Origin of the sequence: Olsenella porci (assembly GCF_009695875.1) — a bacterium.
Classification (GTDB): domain Bacteria; phylum Actinomycetota; class Coriobacteriia; order Coriobacteriales; family Atopobiaceae; genus Olsenella_H; species Olsenella_H porci.
On sequence record NZ_VUNC01000001.1, the window covers coordinates 572,519 to 592,596 of the forward strand.

Here is a 20,078-nt window from a genome sequence, read left to right on the forward strand (position 1 = left end):
AATTGCTTATCGGTTTCTCGTGATTGGTAGTGTTTTTGAGGATAAGCGGAAAAAACCCATCCCTTCAAAGAGGAATGAGCTTGTCGAGTCCCACGGGGTTGCCCGATGAGTGTCCTAGATCACCTGGATGCCCAGGCGCCTCACGCGTTCGCGATGCTCCCCGTCCCCATCGTCGGTTATCAAGCCCGTGAAGTCCGTGAGCTTGGCATAGCGGTAGTTTCCGCGGGCGTTGAACTTGTGCGAGTCTGCAACGACGTAGCTTCGCTCGCTGCTCTCGAGGACGGTCTGCTTGATTGCGCCATCCTCGCTGTCAAAGGTCGAGACGCGGTCGTCCGCGACCGACACCTCGAGTGTGCCCATGAAGGCGAGGTCTGGCCTCACGCGGCTGAGAGCTTGTGCACAGGTGGCACCCACGAGTCCGTTGAGCTCGAGGTTCATGCGTCCACCGGGGCACTGGACCTCGACGTTTGTTCCCTCCGCCGCCCGCCTGACTATGTCGAGCATGTTCGAGACGACGATGCAGCGGAGGTCGCTCTTGGCGATGAGGTCCGCGAGGAACAGGTTGGTGGTGGAAATGTCCAGGAACACGGTCATGTCGTTCTCGATGAGGCCAAAGGCCTTGCGGGCGACCTGCTGCTTCTGTTCGCGGTACTCGTCCACGCGCGAGAGGACCACGTGAGACGTCTCCTGGGCAAGGGGGACCGCGCCTCCGTACACCCGATGGAGCTGGCCATCAGAATCGAGTTGCTGAAGATCCTTGCGTATGGAGTCCTCACTCACCCCGAATCTCTTCGCGAGGTCCGCGGTCGTCACGCGTCCGTCGCTTGCAACGAGCTCAAGAATCTTCTCGTGCCTCTCGTTTCTGAACATTGACATGTGACACCTCGTGAACTGACGTGGGATGAGTGTACCCAAGAGCGGATTCTGCCAATAAGAATAGCTGGCGTCGAGCTACCCCCAATGTGGAGACCTGATTTATGCTTGCAAACAATAACAAACGATATATATTGGTAAGCAACGGGAATACAGAGGCGCAATGGCGAGAACTCGAACAACAGACAGGCTCCGTTGGAGAAACGTCAGGGGTGGAGGCAACATGCTCACCGAACGTACCAAGCACATCAAGGAGAGTCTCTTCTCCCATCCACGCCGCGTGGACCTCGAGCGCGCGACGCTTCTCATGGAGAGCTATCGGCAGACCGATGGCGAGCCGGTGATACTACGTCGGGCGAAGGCGTTGCGCCATGTCTTGGAGTGTCATCGCATCGTGCTTGATGACTACGACCTTCTGGTGGGAAACCGTACTGCGACCCCACGCGCGGGCGTCGTCTCTCCCGAAATGAGCCCGTACTGGATCCTGGACGAGCTGGACGACTTTCCTACGAGGCCGCAGGACACGTTCGAGATGTCCGAGGGGGACAAGCGGTTCTATCGCGAGGTCCTCTATCCCTTCTGGAAGGGACGCTCCCTCAACGATTGGTACAACGAGCACTGCCCCAAAGAGGTCAAGGCGGCGGAGGGGGATAAGGTCTTCGCTGTTGCCCAGACCGACAAGGGGCAGGGTCACATCATCCCAGACTACGAGATGGCCCTGAGTCGCGGGCTTGGCGACATCCTGGAGGAGTGCCAGGCCAGGGCGAATGCCCATCCTCAGAACGACTTCTATCGCGCGGCAGTCATTTGCATCTCGTCGACCATTGCCTACGTCAGGCGTTATGAGTCGGTGGTGAGGGAGCGGGCTTCGCAGGGGGACGTTGCCCCAGCGCGGAGGGACGAGCTACTTCGAATGGCCGAAGTCCTTTCTCACGTCGCCACGGAGCCGGCGCGGGACCTGCATGACGCGCTCCAGCTCGTCTGGCTGCTGTCTCTCGCGCTGCAGCATGAGTCCAATGCGAGCTCCATCTCGCTGGGGAGAATGGATCAGTACCTCTGGCCCTACTATCAAGCCTCGGTTGGCGAGGGGGTCACGGATGCGCAGATTCGCGAACTTCTGCAGTGCTTCTACCTCAAGTGCAACACGGTCGTGTTCCTTCGCTCCACGGCGAGCGCGGAGTTCTTTGGGGGCTTTCCCACGGGATACAACCTGGTGGTGGGCGGGGTCAACGAGAGGGGGGAGGATGCGAGCAACCAGCTGAGCTACCTGATGCTCGACCTCCAGAGCGACACCCGCCTGCCCCAGCCAAACCTGTCCCTGCGCATTCATCGGGACACTCCGCGGGGGCTGCTCGAGCAGGCATGCAGAATCATCCGACTTGGAGATGGCGTTCCTCAGTGCTTCAACGATGAGGTGAACGTCGAGGCGTTCACGCGCCGCGGTGTCAGCATCGAGGATGCCCGCGACTACGCGGTGGTCGGTTGCGTCGAGCTCTCCGTACCGGGGCGCATGTACGGGCTGCATGACATCTCGATGTTCAACATCCTCAAGTGCTTCGAGATCTGCCTGCGGGAGCATCCCGAGGGATTTGACGACTTCCAGGCGCTGGAGGCTGCCATCCAGGGGGTCATGTCCCGCTACGTGGCCCTCATGGTGAGGGGGTGCAACGCCTGTGACCTTGCGCATCGTGCGGTGGCACCCACGCCCCTCCTCTCGGTCTTCGTACACGACTCGCTCGAGAAGGGTGCGGACATCACGTCCGGAGGGGCGCGGTATAACCCCTCGGGCGTCCAGGGGGTGGGGACTGCCAACCTCGCTGACTCCCTCGAGGTCATGAAGCATGCGGTGTTCGAGGAGAAGGCGATCTCCTATCCGGAGCTCCTGGCGATGCTCGCCCGCGACTGGCGTGGGGACGGTGACGAGGCGTGGCGCCAGCGCTTCGTCAATCGGTATCCCAAGTACGGCAATGACGTGGACGAGGTGGACGAGATCTCCGCGCGCTTCCTCCGCTTCTATGGGGAGCAGGTCGAGAGGTACGAGAATCCGCGCGGCGGGCACTTCCAGCCGGGGTCCTATACCGTGAGCGCCCACATCCCCCTGGGGCGTGCGGTTGGGGCAACTCCCGACGGGCGTCGTGCCGGCGAGCAGCTTGCAGACGGCGGGCTGTCCCCCATGGTGGGACGCGACAAGAGCGGTCCCACCGCGAGTCTCTCGAGCGTGAGCAAGCTGGATAACGTCCTCGACTCAAATGGATCACTCCTCAACGTGAAGTTCTCGCCCTCCACGCTGGTAGGGGAGGGGGGCATCCAAAAGCTCTCCGCCTACCTGCGCGCCTTCTCTCGGCTGGGCATCCAGCACGTGCAGTTCAACGTGGTCGATCGCGCCACGCTGCTGGACGCCCAGTCCCACCCAGAGCGCCACCAGGACCTCATCGTCCGCGTCGCAGGGTATTCCGCCATGTTCGTCGAGCTTGCGAGGGGCGTGCAGGATGACATCATCAACCGCACCGAACACGTGCTGTAGTCCGAATGGGGCGCTCTACACAAACATCCAGCGGTTCTCGATCCATGATGGCGGGGGAATCCGCACCGTCGTATTCCTCAAGGGGTGCCCCTTTCGCTGTCCCTGGTGCTGCAATCCCGAGAACCTTTCGTTTGCGCCGCAGACCGTCTGGCACGCCCCAAAGTGCATCCACTGCTCCATGGCTCAGGATGTGTGTGGCGCAGACGCGTGTCCGAGGAGGCCCGAGGACTGTCCCACGGGGGCGAAGGAGCTGCTGGGAACCGTGGCGGATCCAGGGGAGCTGCTTGGCGTCGTGATGCGCGACCGGGTGTTCTACGAGGAGAGCAACGGGGGAGTGACGGTTTCGGGAGGTGAGTGCCTTGCCAGGCAAAACCTCTCGTTCACCCTCGAGTTCCTTGCCGCCTGCAGGAAGGAGGGGCTAGACACTGCGGTGGAGACGACGCTCGCGGTGCCAATCGACCGACCGGAGCTGCTTGCTGCGGTTACCAGCACCTTCCTGGTCGACTTCAAGATTGCGGATCGCGGGCAGAGCCTGCGGGTCACGGGCATCGACCCCAGCCTGCGAGACAAGAACCTGGAGAGGCTCCTCTCGATGGGGGCTCGCGTAGTCGCGAGGATGCCCGTGATACCGGGCTTCACGGCCGATGCCGCCAATGTTCGCGCGAACATCGATTATATGCGCGACCTGGGGATATCCCGGGTCGACGTGCTTCCGTTCCACCAGATGGGGGAGGCAAAGTACGATTCGATCGGCATGAGATACGAGCTTCGCGGAAGGCCCCAGCTTGGGGAGGGAGACGTTCGGGATGTGGTCTCCGCATGCGAAGGTGCGGGATTGCGCGTCGTGGTTCACGGTGAGTGACGGCGAGGCAGAAGGCATTGCAGGGAACATGGAGAAGGGAAGCAACATGGAGTTCATCCTCGATACGGCAGACGCGGAGCAGGTTCGAAAGCTCTCCGAGATCATGACCATCTCGGGCGTAACGACCAACCCCACGATCATCACGTGCAGCGGCAAGACCCCCGAGCAGGTGTTTTCCGAGATGAACGCCGTCCTGGAGCCGAGCCAGAAGTTCTTCATGCAGACGGTGGCGGGCGACTACGAGGGCATCCTGGAGGACGCTCGCACCATCTGCGCACTGCGCCCGCAGAACATGTATGCGAAGATTCCCGTCACTCATGAGGGGCTTCGTGCGATCAAGCAGGCAAAGCGCGAGGGACTCAACGTACTCGCCACTGCGATCTACTCGCCCGACCAGGCGTTCTTCGCCGCAATGAACGGAGCTGACTATCTCGCTCCCTACGTGAACCGCATGTGCAACTACGGAGATGGGGTCCAGTGGGTGCGCGAACTCCAGCAGATGCTCGACGCCAATGGACTGGACAGCAAGATCTGTGCGGCGTCCTTCAAGAACGGAAACCAGGTGCACGAGCTCATGCTGGCGGGAGTGGGTGCCGTCACCGTTGCTCCCGACGTGGTCCGTGCGATGCTCGACCACCCGGGAACCAAGATTGCGGTGGACGAGTTCACCCAGGCGTGGAAGTCTGCGTTTGGCAGGGACGCCTTCGCTAAGTAGCGCGTCCCCACATGCGTCAGGGCATAACGAACGGCTCCGGCAGCCTGGTCGTCCCAGGCCATCGGGGCCGTCTCGTTTTGCACCGGGGGAGAGGAACGTTGTACCGTGGGGCCGATCGGGCTTTGACGGGATGCGGGGTGGCACCATGGCAGGTGGGGACAGGGGTACGCCCAGGCGTGACACGCGTGGGGGTGACGTCGCGCGGGGGAGCGGGGTCTCCCGGCGCGCCGCGGTCCTCCTCGGCTGCGGGGTGGCGACGCTTGCGGGCGGAGCGGCAATCGCCTCCCGCTGCGCCAGGGTGACCGGGTCGTCGACGCGGTCGTCGTCCGACTCCTCCGCCTCCGGCCCGACACTCGACCAGAGGGTCTCCCAGGCGGTTGCCTCCCTCACGTTGGAGCAGAAGGTCGCGCAGATGTTCATGCCGACCCCGGAGGCGCTCACCGGCGTGGGCCAGGTCACGGCGGCGGGCGAGACGACAAGGAAAGCCTTCGCGAGCGTCCCCGTCGGCGGTCTGTGCTACTTTGCCCAGAACCTCATCGACCCTTCGCAGACGAAGCAGATGCTCGCCTCGGCGGATGCAATCTCGCGCGACGAGGTGGGCCTGCCCCTACTCATGGCGGTGGACGAGGAGGGCGGCACGGTCAGCCGCATCGGCGGCAACGATGGGTTCGACGTGGACAACGTGGGGGACATGCGTGACGTCGGAGACACCGGCGACCCCCAGCGTGCCCACGACGTGTGCGAGGGGATCGCGGGCTACCTGAGTCCTCTGGGCTTCAACCTGGACCTCGCCCCAGACGCGGACATCGTGAGCGGCACCAGCCAGACCATGGCGAGGAGGTCGTTCGGCACGAGTGCCGACGTGGTGACCCCCATGGTCGGCCAGGCTGTGAGGGGGTTCCTCGACGGCGGCATCATGTGCTGCGCCAAGCACTTCCCGGGTATCGGCGGGGTGGAGGGCGACTCCGAGACCGAGGCCATTCAGACCAAAAGGACTCTCGACCAGATGAGAGGGAAGGAGCTTCTCCCTTTTGAGGAGGCCATCAGGCAGGGCATCCCCATGGTGATGGTCGGGCACCTCTCGTGTCCCGCGGTGACGGGCGACTCCACCCCGGCGTCGCTGTCCAAGGCAATCGTGACGGAGCTCCTGAGGGACGAGCTGGGGTTTGACGGCATCATCATCACCGACTCGCTGCAGATGGGTGCCGTGAGCGGGCTGCACTCGGCGAGCGAGCTGGGCGTCACCGCGATCCAGGCGGGCGTCGACATGCTGCTCATGACCCCCAGCCTGGGCGAGAGCTACCAGGGCGTGCTGGACGCCGTTTCCACGGGCACGCTCGACGAGGCGCGCATCGACGAGTCCGTGGCCCGCATCGTGCGTGCCAAGCTCGGGTACGCGTCGTAGCGCATCGTGCGCGCTCCCCGCCTACCCCAGTATCTCCGCCGCGATCTTCGCGGACTCCGCGGCATCCTTGGCGTAGTAGTCCGCCCCCACCATCTGGGCGTACTCGGGGTTGAGGACGGCGCCTCCCACCATGACCTTGCACCAGGGGGCGCGCTCGTGCAGCAGCTCGATGGTCTCCTGCATCGCCGGCACCGTGGCGGTCATCAGGGCCGAGAGCCCCGCCAGTCGCACGTGGTGCTCGACCACCGCGTCCACAAAGACCTTGGGGTCCACGTCGCGCCCCAGGTCCAGCACGTCGTAGCCGTAGTTCTCCAGCAGCATCTTCACGATGTTCTTGCCAATGTCGTGGATGTCCCCCTTGACCGTGCAGATGGCGACCTGCCCCTTCGAGGCAACCTGTGCGCCCGAGGCGTCGTTGACCTCCTTCAGCACGTCAAAGCCGGCCTTGGCCGCCTCTGCCGACGCCATGAGCTGGGGCAGGAAGAACGTGCCCTTCTCAAACCTCACGCCCACCTCGTCCAGGGCGGGGATCAGCACGTCGTTAATCGCGAACATCACGTCGTGGTCGGCCAGGATGTCGCGCATCAGCTGGGGCATGGGCCCCTTTCGCCCGGCAAGCACCATGGCGCGCGCCCGTTCGGCGGGGGAGAGGCTCGCGTCGTCCTGCCCGCCGCCCGTCTCGCTGGCCACCTGCTGGCTCGCACCCGTTGTGGCAGGCGCCCCTGCGGCGTCGCTGCGGGTTGCATAGCCCGCCACGTAGCGCTGGGCGCTCTCGTCCTCGCCCGAGAGCACGCGCCACGAGTTGACCACGTCCATCATGCGCTGCTGCTTGGGGTTGATGATGCCCATGTCCAGGCCGGCCGAGAAGGCGGCCGAGAGGAACGTGGCATTGACGAGGGGACGGAACGGCAGGCCAAAGCTGATGTTGGAGACGCCCAGCACCGTCCGCACGCCAGGCAGCTCTTGCTTGACCAGGCGGATGCCCTCGAGGATGGCCCTCGGGGCGCGCTGGTCGGTGGAGGCTGCCATCGCGAGGCAGTCGATCACCACGTCCTGGCGGGGGATGCCCGCGGCGTCCGTGGCCTCCACGATGCGCCGTGCGATGGCAAGGCGGCCCTCGGGGGTCTGGGGGATGCCCTGCTCGTCGATGGTCAGGCCCACCAGCGCGCAGCCGTAGTGCGCTGCGATGGGCACCACGGCGTCGAGGGTCTCGCGCTTGCCGTTGGTGGAGTTGATGAGCGGCTTGCCCGGGTAGCTGCGGACGGCTGCCTCGATGGTCTCGGGCACCGCGGAGTCCACCTGCAGGGGGAGTGACGTGACGCCTTGGAGGTCGGCCATCAGGCGCTGGAGCGTGGCGCTCTCGTCTATCTCGGGGAGGCCGGCGTTCACGTCCAGGATCTGCGCGCCCGTCCGCTCCTGCTCGATGGCGAGGGACATCACGTAGTCGTAGTCCCCGGAGCGCAGGGCCTCCTTCATCCTCTTCTTGCCAGTGGGGTTGATCCTCTCGCCTATGACTCCCACGTCGCCCGGCCTGAGCACGCAGAGCTGCTGGGAGCTGCATACCACGAAGTCGTCCCGCACACTCCTGGGGGCGGGCTCCATGCCCTGGAGGAGGTCCCTCTCGCCCCGGATGTACTCGGGGGTGGTGCCGCAGCAGCCGCCCACCACCGAGACGCCCGCGCGCACCATGCCGCCCACGGCCTCGCAGTACTCGTCGGGGTGGACGTCGTACAGCGTGACGCCGTCCTCCACGCGCGGGAGGCCGGCGTTTGCCTGGGCCATGACCGGCACGCGTGACCAGGGGAGCATGCGTTCGACGATGGGGGCAACGTCCTTGGGCCCAAGCGAGCAGTTGACCCCCAGCACGTTGGCGCCGAGCGACGAGAGCGTGACGGCGGCGACCTCGGGGGTGGTCCCCAGGAAGGTGCGACCGTCCTCGTCGAAGGTCATGGTGCAGAAGATGGGGAGGTCGCTGTTCTCCTTGGCGGCGAGGAGCGCCGCCTTGGCCTCGGCGAGGTCCGCCATGGTCTCGATGATAAAGAGGTCCGCGCCCGCGGCGTCGGCGGCCACCACCTGCTGGGCAAAGAGCTCGTAGGCGTCGTCGAACGAGAGGGTCCCCATGGGCTGCAGGAGCGAGCCGGTGGGGCCGATGTCGGCGGCGACGTAGCGGGCCCCCGCGTCGCGCGCGCAGCGCACGGCGGCCTCGAACACCTGCGGGACCATGTCCTCGCCGCCCAGCTTGGGGGCGCTCGCGCCAAAGGTGTTGGTGGTTATCGCCTCGGCACCCGCCTCCACGTACGCGCGGTGGATTGCGGTGACGCCCTGGGGGTCGATCAGGCATAGGAGCTCGGGCGTCTCGCCCGCCGCCATGCCGCGAGCCTGGAGCTGCGTGCCCATGGCGCCGTCAAAGCGGAGGAAGTCCCGGCCCTGCAGCACGCGGCGCAGGTGTTCGTCCCTCACGCGCAGCATCCTCTTGTCGTAGGTGCCAAAGCGGGGCTTGCGCCTGGCGGTGCTATCCATGGCAGGTCCTCCCGGTGGGTCGGATGGTGCAGAAGTCAAAGCAGGGGCAGCCCTTGCAGCTGCGCCTGGTGGATGCCTGGGGTCTGGTGCACATTCCCACCACGGCGGTCACGCTCTTGGTGGGGGTCATGAGCAGTGTGGGCGAGAGCGTGATGCCCAGCCTTCTTGTTGCGTCCAGCGCGGAGAGGATCGTGGGCTGGATGGAGAGCGGCAGGTCGCCATAGCCGGGGGAAAAGCGGAAGTTGGTGTACAGCCCCCGTCTGGTGGCCTCCGCCACGATGAGGGACTCCGCGGCGTCCGCGGCGCGCTCCACCAGGGTGGTCGACGCGCTGTCCAGGAGGATCTGTCCAACGTGGTCGGTGAGTCCCAGGCGGTGGAGCTCGCGCTCGTCTCCCATGCCCAGCGTGACGGCGAGGACGCCCACGGCCACCGCGTCGGCCATGTGCTCCTCCATGGAGTGGCCTGCGAGCTCGATGGACGTTCCCCTCAGCCGCAGGACGGGCGTGCCGTCGTCGCGCACCTCGCGCGTCTCCACGTCGAAGAAGTCGATGGACGCACGCGGGCGCGACACCTCGATTGCACGGGCGATGGCCTGGTCTATGCGCTGGTCCAGGGAGGGGTCGTACTCCTGGCCGGCGTAGCCCATGTAGCGGAGTACCTCGCTGCGGTCGACGGAGTCGATCGAGAGGTCCACGATCTGGGGCATGCGGCTATCCCCTCAGGTAGCCGCAGGAGGCCAGAGCGTCGTGGGTGGCGCGCCCCACCTCGGGCTTGTTCATGCTGTAGATGTGGATGCCGTCCACGCCGTTGGCGGCGAGGTCGCAAATCTGCTCGCAGGCGTACTCCAGGCCCGCCTGGCGCTGTGCCGCGGGGTCCTCGCCGGCGCGCGCGAGGCGCCTGATCACGGAGACGGGAATGGAGGCGCCGCAGTTGAAGGCCATGCGCTGGATCTGCTTCACGCTGGTGAAGGGCATGATGCCGCAGACGATGGGGACCTTCACTCGGGCGCGGGAGCACTCGTCGCGGAAGCGGTAGAAGTCCTCGTTGGTGAAGAACAGCTGCGTCACCAGAAAGTCCACGCCGCTGTTCTGCTTGCGCTTGAGGTTCTCGATGTCCTGGCGCAGGCTGTCGCTCTCGAGGTGTCCCTCGGGATAGCAGGCGCCGCCCAGGCAGAAGCCCTTGTCCCTGAGGTAGGCAATCAGGTCGGAGGCGTGCTCGAAGTCGATTGGCTCGCGGCCCGGGACGCGGTCGCCGCGCAGCGCCAGCACGTTGTGCACGCCGGCAGAGCGGAACTCCTCCACGTAGCGGTCCACGTCCGCCTTGGTCGCTCCCATGCAGGTCAGGTGGGCGAGCGCGGTGGTCTTGCCGGATTCCTCGATTCTGCGGGCGATCGAGACGGTGTTCTGGGAGTTGCCCGAGCCGCCGGCGGAGAAGGTGACGCTGATCCAGTCGGGGTGGTTCTCGCACAGCTGCGAGGCGACGTCAGCCGCCTGGTCCACGGACATCTCCCCCTTGGGTGGGAAGATCTCGAACGAGAACGACTGCTTGCTGCTTAGGATGTCGCGGATAAGCACGGTGGGCTCCCCTCGTGGTCGCATAATCTTCACCATCATAGGTTCGGCTGGCAGGGAGGAAGCCAAGGCGAGGTGAGCGCTTACATTGTGGAAACCGCAGCGCGTGACGGGTCCGCGTCGGGCGCGCCTAGGCCCTAGTAGAGCGGCAGCCTGCCCGTGATGGGGTCCACGTCCTCGGCGTGCAGGGGCTCGAACGCCAGACAGGTGTAGGTGGGCTCGCCGTGGAACTCGGTGAGGCCGGCGTCGCGGATGAGCGCGACCGCAAACCCGCGCTCGCGCCCCTGCCGGGCGATGTCCAGCAGCTCCTCCTCCGAGTCAACGTACACGCAGACCTTTGCCACGCCCGCCTCAAACCAGTCGCTCAGCGCCGTGGGCTCGCGACCGTCGTCCTCCAGGTAGACCCAGTCCTCGCCGGGGGACACGCGCACCTCTCCCAGGCGCCCCTCGCGCGCGAGTGCCATCAGCGTTGCCTCAACGCAGGCGTGGCCCGACTGCGCGGCAATCTTGCCCTTGCGCATCTTGAGGTCGCGCCTCATCACGATCATCTGCTTGGACTTGTAGGACGAGCCTGGCATGGATCAACCTTTCCCCAGCGCGGGCGCGAGGGTTTCGTCCCCGCGCCCGCTCGGCCTTGCGTTCTGGTGGGGGAGGGACGCACTGCCATGGCCGCACGGCCTGCGACTGGGTTGGCTGTCCCTCTCCCCTGCGTCATCTGGACGCTAGTCCTCGACCTCCAGCAGCTCGATGCGGAAGTTGAGGGTCTTGCCCGCCATCTCGTGGTTGAGGTCGAAGGTGATGGTCTTGTCGTCCTTGTCCACCACGGTTGCCGGGAAGGGCTGGCCGGTGGGGGAGGTCAGCATCACGCGGTCGCCCACGTTGAGCTCCTCGGCGCCCGGCAGCTGCTCAAAGTTCAGGGTCTGCACCAGGTCGTCGCGGCGCGGGCCGTAGGCCTCCTCGGGCGGAAGGCGCACGTCGGTGACCTGGCCAACCTCCATGTCGCGCACCGCCTGGTCAAAGCCGGCGATCATCTGGCCCGCCATACAGGTGAACTCCAGGGGCTCGTTGCGGTCGTAGGACGAGTCAAACACGCTCCCGTCGTCCAGGGTTCCGCGGTAGTGGACCTTGACCTTCTTGCCCTCGTTGCTCATGGGCTCTTCTCCTCTTGTCGGCATTGGTGGCGCACTCTGGGATGGCGCCACTCTGGCGTGTTCACTGTACCCAAGCGTCCCCACGGCAACGGGAGGTCGTCCCAGTTTGCAGAAAAACCTTGGCGGCGCTGGTCAGGGGTCTGGGGCGGGGCGCGGTCGCACGGGGGTGATGGCGTTGTCGTTCCATGGCCGGTGCGCTCGCGCCGACATTCCGTTTTGGACACCGTTGGCCGCTTCGAGCACCTCCGGCGACCCCTGCCCGGGCGGGCATTTCCTTGGCAAATGGGAGAGGGTGCTTGGGAAACGTGGCGCGCGAGCCTCCCGGCTGGCATGGAGGGGGGGTCGGGCTCTTCCGTGTGCGTTCGTGGGGACGTGCGGGCTCCACAAGCTCGATGCCCGCGTGGGTCAAGCAATGGGGTGCTTAGCCAGGCTAGCCCTCATGCGAGTTCGACCGAGGGCTGCTTAACAAACCTAGCCCTCATGTAGATTTGGGGGGAGAGGTGCTTAGCAAACCTAGCTCCCATGCGAGTTTTGTTGGGCTCAACCTGCATGAGGCCTAGCGCGGCTAAGCATTTGGCATCCAAATCAACATGAGGGCTAGAGGCGCTAAGCATTGCGTCTCGCGATTCAAATGAGGGCTGGCGACGCTAAGCATCATCCCCGGAACCGGTGCATTGCACGGCAAGTGCGCCGGGGTCCATGCGGTTGCTCGCAAGGGCTGCTTGGGAAAACCGGTGCCCGTACGGCTATTGGGAGGGGGGCTGCTTAAGAAACCTGGTACCTGCACGGATTTCTGCCTCCCCGACCCTTCTAAGCAGCCTGGCATCCCCTCCTACGAGGGACCCCGGATGACGGCTTCAACCTGATGTTGGCGCGCGTTGGCTTTGGCTGCCGGACCACACGGCTCGAGTTCTGGCAAGGTGCAGTTCCTCACCACTCGGACTCCAGAGGACGCCCTCCGGGGGAGTCTTCCCTGCGGCGAAGGTTCACCCTCCCTTCCCTTCTCTGACCATTGGGAACCTTGCTCTTCGCATTGACCTGGGGCTCTTCGCTCATCCCCCGGACGATCTGTCCCAGAGGGGCTTGGGCACCGGGGTCACCTTCCCTCGGACAGTCCTCCCCGCAACGGAGGCTCGCGCGCTTCCTTTCTTAGACCATTGATAACCCTTGCTCCCTGTGTTGAGGGGGGCTCTGGCTCGCCTACCGGGCGATCGCTCCAAGGGAGGCCCTCGGAAGAGGGCGACCCGCGAACGAGCGTGGAGGGAGACTGCCGTGCGCCTATGGGAGGACGCCCCGGCCGAGACGCCCCGCCCCTCTCCCCCTTGTCCATTACACCCCCATGCCTGCCAAGATGTCGCAGGTGTGGTGCGTGGGCCTCTGCGTGCGGTTTCCCTAGAATAGTCAAGTAAGCTAGAGGGAATGTATGCCAAACCTTACTTTTTGACGACCGCATTGCGTGAGAGAAGCGAGTTGCCGATGCTTGATAGAAGACTCATTGGGCTTGTCCCCGGCGCCATGAGGCGGGTGCTCGAGACGGTCCTGTTCCAGCTACTGGGGCTTGCGTGCGACATAGCGCTCGCCTGGTGCGCGAGCACGTTCGTGGCGGGGTTTGTGGCGTCCCGCCCGCCCGCGGTGGCACCCATCGCCTGCCTGCTTGCCCTGGCCATCGCCGGCAAGGCGGCTTCGTCCAGGCTCGCGGGGCAGAGCGCGTTCCTCGCCTCCCGAGACGTGCGGAGGCTTCTGCGCGAGCAGGTCTTTTCCAAGCTCCTCCGCCTGGGGCCCGACTACACGCGAGAGGTGCCGACCGCCGAGGTGGTCCAGCTTGCCGTTGAGGGCACGGAGCAGCTCGAGACCTACTTTGGCCGCTACCTGCCCCAGCTTGCCTACAGCGTGGTGGCGCCCCTGGTCCTGTTCCTCGTCCTTCTCCCCGTGAGCTGGGCCTCGGGGCTGGTCCTGCTCGTGTTTGTCCCGCTCATCCCCCTGGTCATCGTTGCGGTGCAGAAGGTCGCAAAGCGCACCATGGGTGCCTACTGGGACGAGTATGCCAACCTGGGTGACACGTTCCTCGAGAGCCTGCAGGGGCTCCCCACGCTCAAGGTCTTCTCGGCGGACGCCCGTCGCCACGAGCAGATGAACCAGGAGTCCGAGCGCTTTCGCGTGGCGACCATGAGGGTGCTGCGCATGCAGCTCAACTCGATCGTGGTCATGGACGTCGTGGCGCTGGGCGGTGCGGCCGCGGGCATGTGCGTGGCGCTCTCGCAGCTTGCTGCCGGCGCGCTCTCGCTGTTCGGCTGCCTGATGGTCGTGCTCCTCTCGGCAAGCTTCTTCATCCCCATGCGCACCTTGGGGTCCTACTTCCACGTTGCCATGAACGGCATGGCGGCGTCCCGCAAGATCTTCAGGCTCCTCGACTTCCCGGAGCCCCACGACTCGGGCACCGCGGTCGCCGTCCCCGGCGACCACCTCGCGATGAGCCACGTGAGCTTCTCCTACGGTGAGGGACTGGGAGATGCGCTGGGCGACGTGAGCCTGGACGTCCCCGCCGTTGGCCTTACGGGCATCGTGGGCAAGAGCGGCTCGGGCAAGAGCACGGTCGCGGCTCTTCTGAGCGGCCGCCAGCGCGACTACCGCGGGAGCCTCATGCTGGGCGGCAAGCAGCTGCGCGACTTCTCGCGCGAGGCGCTTGCCCGCTACGTCACGGTCGTCCCCACCAACGCCTACCTGTTTAGGGGCACCGTGCGAGACAACCTGCAGCTTGGCGACCCAACGGGGAGCGACGAGCGCATGTGGGAGGTCCTGGCGAGCGTGCGGCTGGCAGACTACCTCCGCTCGCAGGACGGCCTTGACACCAGGGTCGAGGAGGAGGGCCAGAACCTCTCCGGCGGCCAGCGCCAGCGGCTTGCGCTCGCACGCGCGCTGATGCACAACTCTCCCGTGTACGTGCTGGACGAGGCCACGAGCAACGTGGACGCCGAGAGCGAGGATGCCATCATGGACGCCGTCCGCGGCATCGCGCGGTACAAGGCGGTCGTGGTCATCTCGCACCGCCTGGCAAACGTGACCTCGGCGCATCGCATCTACGTGATGGAGTCGGGCCATGCTGTGGGGGCGGGCACCCACGACGAGCTGCTCGCGACGTGCCCCCAGTATCGCGAGCTGTGGGACGAGCAGAGCAGGCTCGAGCACTTTGACCCCGTCGAGTTTGCCGAGGAGGAGGCGCGGCGCAGGGAGCAGAAGGCCGCCGCCCAAGACGCCGACGCCGTGAGCGCGGGCGGGGACGACGCAGTTGCTGCCGCCGAGGAGGCGGTTGAGACGGACGCCCCGCAGGGCCCCGCCGACGATTCCGTGGACAGCGAAGCCGAGGTGCCCGAGTCGGTGCTCGAGGATGACGAGGCCGCGGAGCGGCTGGCGCTCGCGAGCCTGCTCGACCTCGGTGACGCGGACGAGGACGAGGCCGACGACGGCGAGGCGGACCAGACCATGGTCCTGGGTTCCGACGACGACCAGCCGGCGCCAGGGCCGGGGGTCACGGCCCAGATCGAGGCTATTCTCGCCATGCCACTGGAGGAGATGGTGCGCCAGGGCGGGGGCGAGAGGGATGCGGGCGACTCGCTGGAGGCGTCCCCGTCGGGCGGTGGCGCCGCGGAGCCGTCTTCGGCAGACGATGGCTCAGAGGCGGACAGGCCTCGCGTAGACCCCAGCAGGATTCCCCTCGTGGATGGGGGAGCGGACGAGGCCGCACACAATGGCACGGACGACGAGAAGAGGGACGGTGACGAGGATGAGAGGCGATAGCCGCAGGGTCGTGTGGAGGCTCCTGGGCCTCACCAGGCCGATGGCGGGAGTGATGCTGCTCGCCATCGCATGTGGCGTGCTGGGCTTCTGCTGCGCCACCTTCCTGCCCGTGGTTGCGACGAGGTTCGCGCTCGACGCGCTGGCGGGCTCGCTCCCGCCGATGGGGGCGGTGGCCGGGGCGCTCGTGGGTCTCGCCGTCGCCCGCGGGGCGCTGCACTACGCCGAGCAGACCTGCAACCACTACATCGCGTTCAAGCTGCTCGCGCACGTGCGCGACCTCGTCTTTGGGAAGCTTCGCGAGCTCGCCCCCGCAAAGCTCGCCGGGCACGACCGCGGCAGCCTGGTCTCGACCATCACCTCGGACGTGGAGCTCCTCGAGGTCTTCTTCGCCCATACGATCTCGCCCGTCTCCATTGCCGTGGTGATGGCCGTGGTCATGACCGCCTTCCTCGCGGGAATCTCGCCCAAGGTCGCGCTTGTCGCGCTCGTGGGCTACCTGTGCGTCGGCGTCGGCATGCCGCTGCTGGGCGCGCACCTCTCGGCCGACGCGGGGAGGGTCACGCGCGCGCAGGCGGGCCGTCTCTCCGGCATTGTGCTGGACAGCCTCCGCGGGCTCTCTCAGGTGCTGCAGTTTGGTGCCGGAGACGCCCGGATGGGCCTCATCGACGACGAGTCCCGTCGGCTCTCGGACGCGCAGGGTCGCCTGAGCTCCGCCTCGTCCACGGTGGCTGCGGCGTCGGGCGCGCTGATCATGCTCTTCTCCCTTGCGGTCATGTTCCTGGGCGGCAGTCTTGTCGTCTCGGGCGAGATGACGGTGGATGGCATGGCGATTGCGACGGTTGCGGTCATGGGGTCGTTTGGGCCGTTCGTCGCGCTCGCCAACCTGGGGACCACGCTGCAGGGGACGATCGCGTCGGGCGCGCGCATCCTGGCGATCCTGGACGAGGAACCCGCCGTGGCCGAGGTCACCGACGGCGAGGACATCGAGTTCTCCGGCACCTCCGCTCATGGCGTGGGCTTCTCGTATGGCGGCGAGGAGGTGCTGGACAACGTCTCGCTCGAGGTGCCGCAGGGCAAGGTCGTGGGCATCGAGGGCAGGAGCGGCTCGGGCAAGTCGACCCTGTGCCGCCTCTTCATGCGCTTCTGGGACGTCGACCGCGGCAGCATCGCCCTCTCGGGCACGCGCGTGGACGTCATCAACACGCGGAGTCTGCGCGCGAGCGAGGGGCTGGTGGAGCAGGACACGTTCCTGTTCCACGGCAGCATCCGCGACAACCTTCTGGTCGCCCGCCCCGATGCCACGCAGGAGAAGATCGAGGCGGCGTGCCGCGCGGCCTCGGTGCGCGACTTCATCGTGGGGCTGCCCAAGGGATACGACACGATGGTCGGCGAGCTCGGCGACACCCTCAGCGGGGGAGAGAGGCAACGCCTTGGCCTTGCCCGCGCCTTCCTGCACGACGCCCCCTTCCTCATCCTGGACGAGCCCACGAGCAACCTCGACTCGCTCAACGAGGGCGTGGTCCTGCGCAGCATCGCGCGCCTGCACGGGAGCCGGACGGTCCTGCTCGTCTCGCACAGGCCCAGCACCATGGCCGTCGCGGACCAGACGTACTCCATGGACTCCGGGAGGGTGAGCTAGCCACAGGCGAGAGGTGCCTCCCAGACCGCCCATGCGACCTCCGTTGCGTGGAGGGGAGATGCCCATCTCGCCCAAGGGGTATGCTTACGGGTGTTGTGTCGGGTGTCTGCGCGGGCGGAGGCTCGCGCCGCGAGAAGGGGCGGATGTGTCTAACGGCGACTTCGTTGGGGTCTTCGACTCCGGTCTGGGCGGCATCAGCGTGCTCAAGAGGCTGGTGGCCGAGCTTCCGCACGAGCGCTTCGTGTTCTTTGGCGACTCGGCAAACGCGCCGTACGGAGACAAGCCGGTGGAGCAGATTCGCTCCCTCTCCACGAACATCATGGACCGCTTCATCGCCGAGGGGGCCAAGGCGATCGTGATCGCCTGCAACACCGCGACCTCCGCCTCGGCCAGCTACCTGCGCGAGAAGTACCCGAGCATTCCCATCGTGGGGTGCGAGCCGGCGCTCAAGCCCGCCGCGCTCGCTCCACGGCATCGTCGCATCCTGGTGATGGCGACGGCTGCGACGCTGCGGCTGCAGAAGTTCCGCGACCTCCGCGAGGAGTGGGGGCGGGAGTCCGAGGTCATCTGCGTGCCCTGCGTGGGGCTCGTGCAGCTGATCGAGACGGGCGACCTTGACTCCCCGGAGCTCCACGCGCTGCTCCAAAGGCTTGTGGGACAGTATCGCGGGCAGGTCGACTCCGTGGTCCTCGGCTGCACGCACTACCCCTTCATCAAGAGGCAGATCGCCGACGTCCTGGGGGAGGTCCCGTTCTTCGACGGTGGCACCGGTGCCGCCCATCAGCTTGGCCACCTGCTGAGGGAGGGCGGGCTTCTCGCTCCGGACGATGCCGAGGGTGGCGTCGAGTTCCGCTCCAGCAAGAGCACCCCGCAGGAGATCGAGCTGTACCGGCACTTCTATACGTTGCCGGTGTAGTCTTCCGTGCGGGCTGCTCTATGTCGGCAAAATGCCCGCTGGCCCAACTTCAAATCTTTGTTCCGTGATAGCTGGTGCGTAATCCCGCTCGGGCTGTTCTATGTTAAAGAACGCGTTCTGTGTGTACACACGGAAGCTGGGTTCTGACCATCGCGACGGCTTTCGCATTGCAATAGCCCATTCCCTCGTCAAAAATGTCATCCCGCGTGTACACACGAAACGGACTTTCTGTCATCCATTGGACAATGATTGGTTTCTATGTCAATGAATGCGTCCCGTGTGTATACACGGGACGGGATTATTGAAAGATCAAGGGAAATGCCATGCGTTTTCCCAGGATGATGGTGCTTCATAACTTTTCACCGTCAAAGAACGTGTCCTGTGTGTACACACGAGACGGCTTCCAGAGAAGGGCAGTGAACGCGAGGGGGTCACATGGCTCGCTGATTGAAGGAGTTTTTTTATCATGCCTCTAGGCAGAATTCTTGCGGAATTGCATACCGTGGTTGCCTGAATTTACGCAGATCGGGATCCCAGGGAAAGAGTGCGTTAATTAGGTTGTAGCGAGCTTGGGGACATCCTGCGGGTGGCCGATGAAGCCGTAGGCCATGTAGTTCGGCAATTCTTCTTACCACCGACCTTAGCTGCGCCTGGTCTAGCACCTGTTCGATGGTAAGCGCCTGAATCGTGATCCCCTCCTCACTCAACGCAAGCTCTCGACGCAGGTCGCGGCTGACATTGGTGTGATATTCGATGCCGTTGTACTCGAGACCAAATCGAATCTGCGGCCAGTAGAAATCAATAACGTAATGATCAGTTCCAGAAATCTGCCTCGCTGTACGTCCCAGATTGATTCTGTGATTAAGCGTTGGTCTTGGGAGATGATAGCCCCCGTCGCGCCGTCCCATTGTCAGCAGGAGCGCTGTCGCAGACTCCATTGGTGATCGGGGGCCTTCGAAGGCGTAGCTCAATGCCTTGCCGCATCGTCTGATTCCCATGGTGCGCGAAGGAACATCGGAGAGAAATCGTTCGAGTGACATCAGATTCAGGATTCCTCTCGTTTCAATAAAGCCCTTGGAGCAATCTGCCGGAAAATAGTTTCCCGCAAGAGCACAGGTTAGAAGAGCGAGTTCAACTGGCGAGAGTGAAGTGGACATCTGCATGAGGCAGAACTCGGGACAGCAGACCAGTACGTTGTCACATATGCGTCGATAGGAGCCAAGGGGCATCTGTGCCTTCCACGTGTGAGTGCGGGCGTTGCGTACGATGTGCCTCTGGTGGTTCGATTGCACGAGGACGTCAATCTCCCCAGGAATGTCCACTACCTCCAGAAACTCTTGCAGGGTTGCTCTGGCAGCTTGGACATTCGAAGAACGCAGGCCTCCTTCAAAGCATGGCGGAGGCACCGTCTCAAAGGATGTTGCTCTTTGCCCTCGTTGCGAAAGCAATGCCCAGACCCATAGTGCGGTGATGTGCGAAATGTACACGTCGTTACTGTCGATCACGCAAGCCCCCTTCCTGGTGTCACGTCATGACACCATCATCACAAACGAGAGTTGCATGTACCTTTCATTGCCCTTCAATATGTGCATTAATGACAGATAACACCAGCTAGATGGCATAAAACAAGATACTGTGACTGCCGCAATCAATGAAAAGAACATAAAAATATGTGCGCATAAAAGAGGAGCCTGTCGAATTCATCATGGATGGAAGTGGCGCATCTCCCCGTTGGAAAGCTGTTGAGATCTCCCCCTTGCCAGAAAGTGCGTCCCGTGTGTACACGCAGTGTGGGATTTTTGACGGGACTAACCCTTCTTACCCCCCAGATGTCAGATAGTCCATCCCGGGTGTACACACGGTACGAGGTTTCTGGCGAGGCCATCCTCCTCTGCGGAGTTTCCCCTGTTGGCAGGGCATCGGCAATTCTACGCAGTCAGAAAGTCCATTCTGTGTGTACACGTGTGGTGTACTTTCTGGCAGGGGCATTTACCTTCCGTTGGCCCACCTGTAGAACGCGGGTTCAGGTGCCTGGTCTGCCAATAGTCCCGGGCATATAGTTTGGTCCACGGTTGCGGGGAAGCGGGTCCCCTCGACGCGAGCCTCT

At 64.7% G+C, this 20,078-nt stretch carries 14 protein-coding genes; 7 read left to right on the plus strand and 7 right to left on the minus strand.

Annotated elements, in window-relative coordinates:
* Positions 1 to 114: 114 nt before the first annotated feature.
* On the minus strand, positions 115 to 876 hold the full coding sequence (locus FYJ68_RS02565; RefSeq protein WP_154433720.1) for a DeoR/GlpR family DNA-binding transcription regulator: 762 nt from the start codon (positions 874 to 876) through the stop codon (positions 115 to 117).
* A 220-nt stretch (positions 877 to 1,096) separates the two neighbouring features.
* Between FYJ68_RS02565 and FYJ68_RS02570 the strand changes: the two genes are divergently transcribed.
* The 4 genes from FYJ68_RS02570 (at position 1,097) to FYJ68_RS02585 (ending at position 6,379) form a co-directional block, all read left to right on the plus strand.
* Entirely contained in the window at positions 1,097 to 3,397 is a 2,301-nt protein-coding gene (locus tag FYJ68_RS02570; protein WP_154433721.1) for a formate C-acetyltransferase/glycerol dehydratase family glycyl radical enzyme, read from the plus strand.
* On the plus strand, positions 3,363 to 4,259 hold the full coding sequence (locus FYJ68_RS02575; protein ID WP_154433722.1) for a 4Fe-4S cluster-binding domain-containing protein: 897 nt from the start codon (positions 3,363 to 3,365) through the stop codon (positions 4,257 to 4,259). Before FYJ68_RS02570 ends, FYJ68_RS02575 begins: the two co-directional genes overlap by 35 nt.
* A gap of 28 nt (positions 4,260 to 4,287) precedes the next feature.
* Entirely contained in the window at positions 4,288 to 4,974 is a 687-nt protein-coding gene (locus tag FYJ68_RS02580; RefSeq protein WP_229771952.1) for a transaldolase family protein, read from the plus strand.
* Between the two features lie 145 nt (positions 4,975 to 5,119).
* Positions 5,120 to 6,379 (plus strand): glycoside hydrolase family 3 N-terminal domain-containing protein, encoded by a 1,260-nt coding sequence (locus tag FYJ68_RS02585; protein WP_154433723.1) that lies wholly within the window; start codon positions 5,120 to 5,122, stop codon positions 6,377 to 6,379.
* Positions 6,380 to 6,400: 21 nt separating this feature from the next.
* Here FYJ68_RS02585 and FYJ68_RS02590 read toward each other — a convergent pair whose 3' ends face one another.
* From FYJ68_RS02590 to FYJ68_RS02610, 5 genes are all read right to left on the minus strand, one after another.
* Positions 6,401 to 8,899, minus strand: a complete 2,499-nt coding sequence (locus FYJ68_RS02590) for a homocysteine S-methyltransferase family protein (protein WP_229771953.1) — start codon at positions 8,897 to 8,899, stop codon at positions 6,401 to 6,403.
* Positions 8,892 to 9,605: a vitamin B12 dependent-methionine synthase activation domain-containing protein gene (locus FYJ68_RS02595; RefSeq protein ID WP_154433724.1), complete on the minus strand. Its 714-nt coding sequence runs from the start codon at positions 9,603 to 9,605 to the stop codon at positions 8,892 to 8,894. The genes FYJ68_RS02590 and FYJ68_RS02595 overlap by 8 nt, the downstream gene beginning before the upstream one ends.
* A gap of 4 nt (positions 9,606 to 9,609) precedes the next feature.
* On the minus strand, positions 9,610 to 10,473 hold the full coding sequence (locus tag FYJ68_RS02600) for a methylenetetrahydrofolate reductase (RefSeq protein ID WP_326832172.1): 864 nt from the start codon (positions 10,471 to 10,473) through the stop codon (positions 9,610 to 9,612).
* 134 nt (positions 10,474 to 10,607) lie between these two features.
* The gene (gene pth2 / locus FYJ68_RS02605) at positions 10,608 to 11,048 is read right to left on the minus strand and encodes an aminoacyl-tRNA hydrolase (protein WP_154433726.1); all 441 of its coding nucleotides are present in this window, start codon (positions 11,046 to 11,048) and stop codon (positions 10,608 to 10,610) included.
* Between the two features lie 144 nt (positions 11,049 to 11,192).
* Entirely contained in the window at positions 11,193 to 11,621 is a 429-nt protein-coding gene (locus FYJ68_RS02610) for an FKBP-type peptidyl-prolyl cis-trans isomerase (RefSeq protein ID WP_154433727.1), read from the minus strand.
* 1,476 nt (positions 11,622 to 13,097) lie between these two features.
* Here FYJ68_RS02610 and FYJ68_RS02615 point away from each other — a divergent pair.
* The 3 genes from FYJ68_RS02615 (at position 13,098) to murI (ending at position 17,971) form a co-directional block, all read left to right on the plus strand.
* Positions 13,098 to 15,416, plus strand: a complete 2,319-nt coding sequence (locus FYJ68_RS02615; protein WP_154433728.1) for an ABC transporter ATP-binding protein/permease — start codon at positions 13,098 to 13,100, stop codon at positions 15,414 to 15,416.
* Complete coding sequence (locus FYJ68_RS02620) at positions 15,403 to 17,055, plus strand: ABC transporter ATP-binding protein (protein ID WP_154433791.1); 1,653 nt, start codon at positions 15,403 to 15,405, stop codon at positions 17,053 to 17,055. Before FYJ68_RS02615 ends, FYJ68_RS02620 begins: the two co-directional genes overlap by 14 nt.
* 145 nt (positions 17,056 to 17,200) lie before the next feature.
* Positions 17,201 to 17,971, plus strand: a complete 771-nt coding sequence (gene murI / locus FYJ68_RS02625) for a glutamate racemase (RefSeq protein WP_326832173.1) — start codon at positions 17,201 to 17,203, stop codon at positions 17,969 to 17,971.
* 464 nt (positions 17,972 to 18,435) lie between these two features.
* Here the strand turns inward: murI and FYJ68_RS02630 are convergent, their stop codons facing one another.
* Positions 18,436 to 19,476: a hypothetical protein gene (locus FYJ68_RS02630; protein WP_154433730.1), complete on the minus strand. Its 1,041-nt coding sequence runs from the start codon at positions 19,474 to 19,476 to the stop codon at positions 18,436 to 18,438.
* Positions 19,477 to 20,078: the final 602 nt, after the last annotated feature.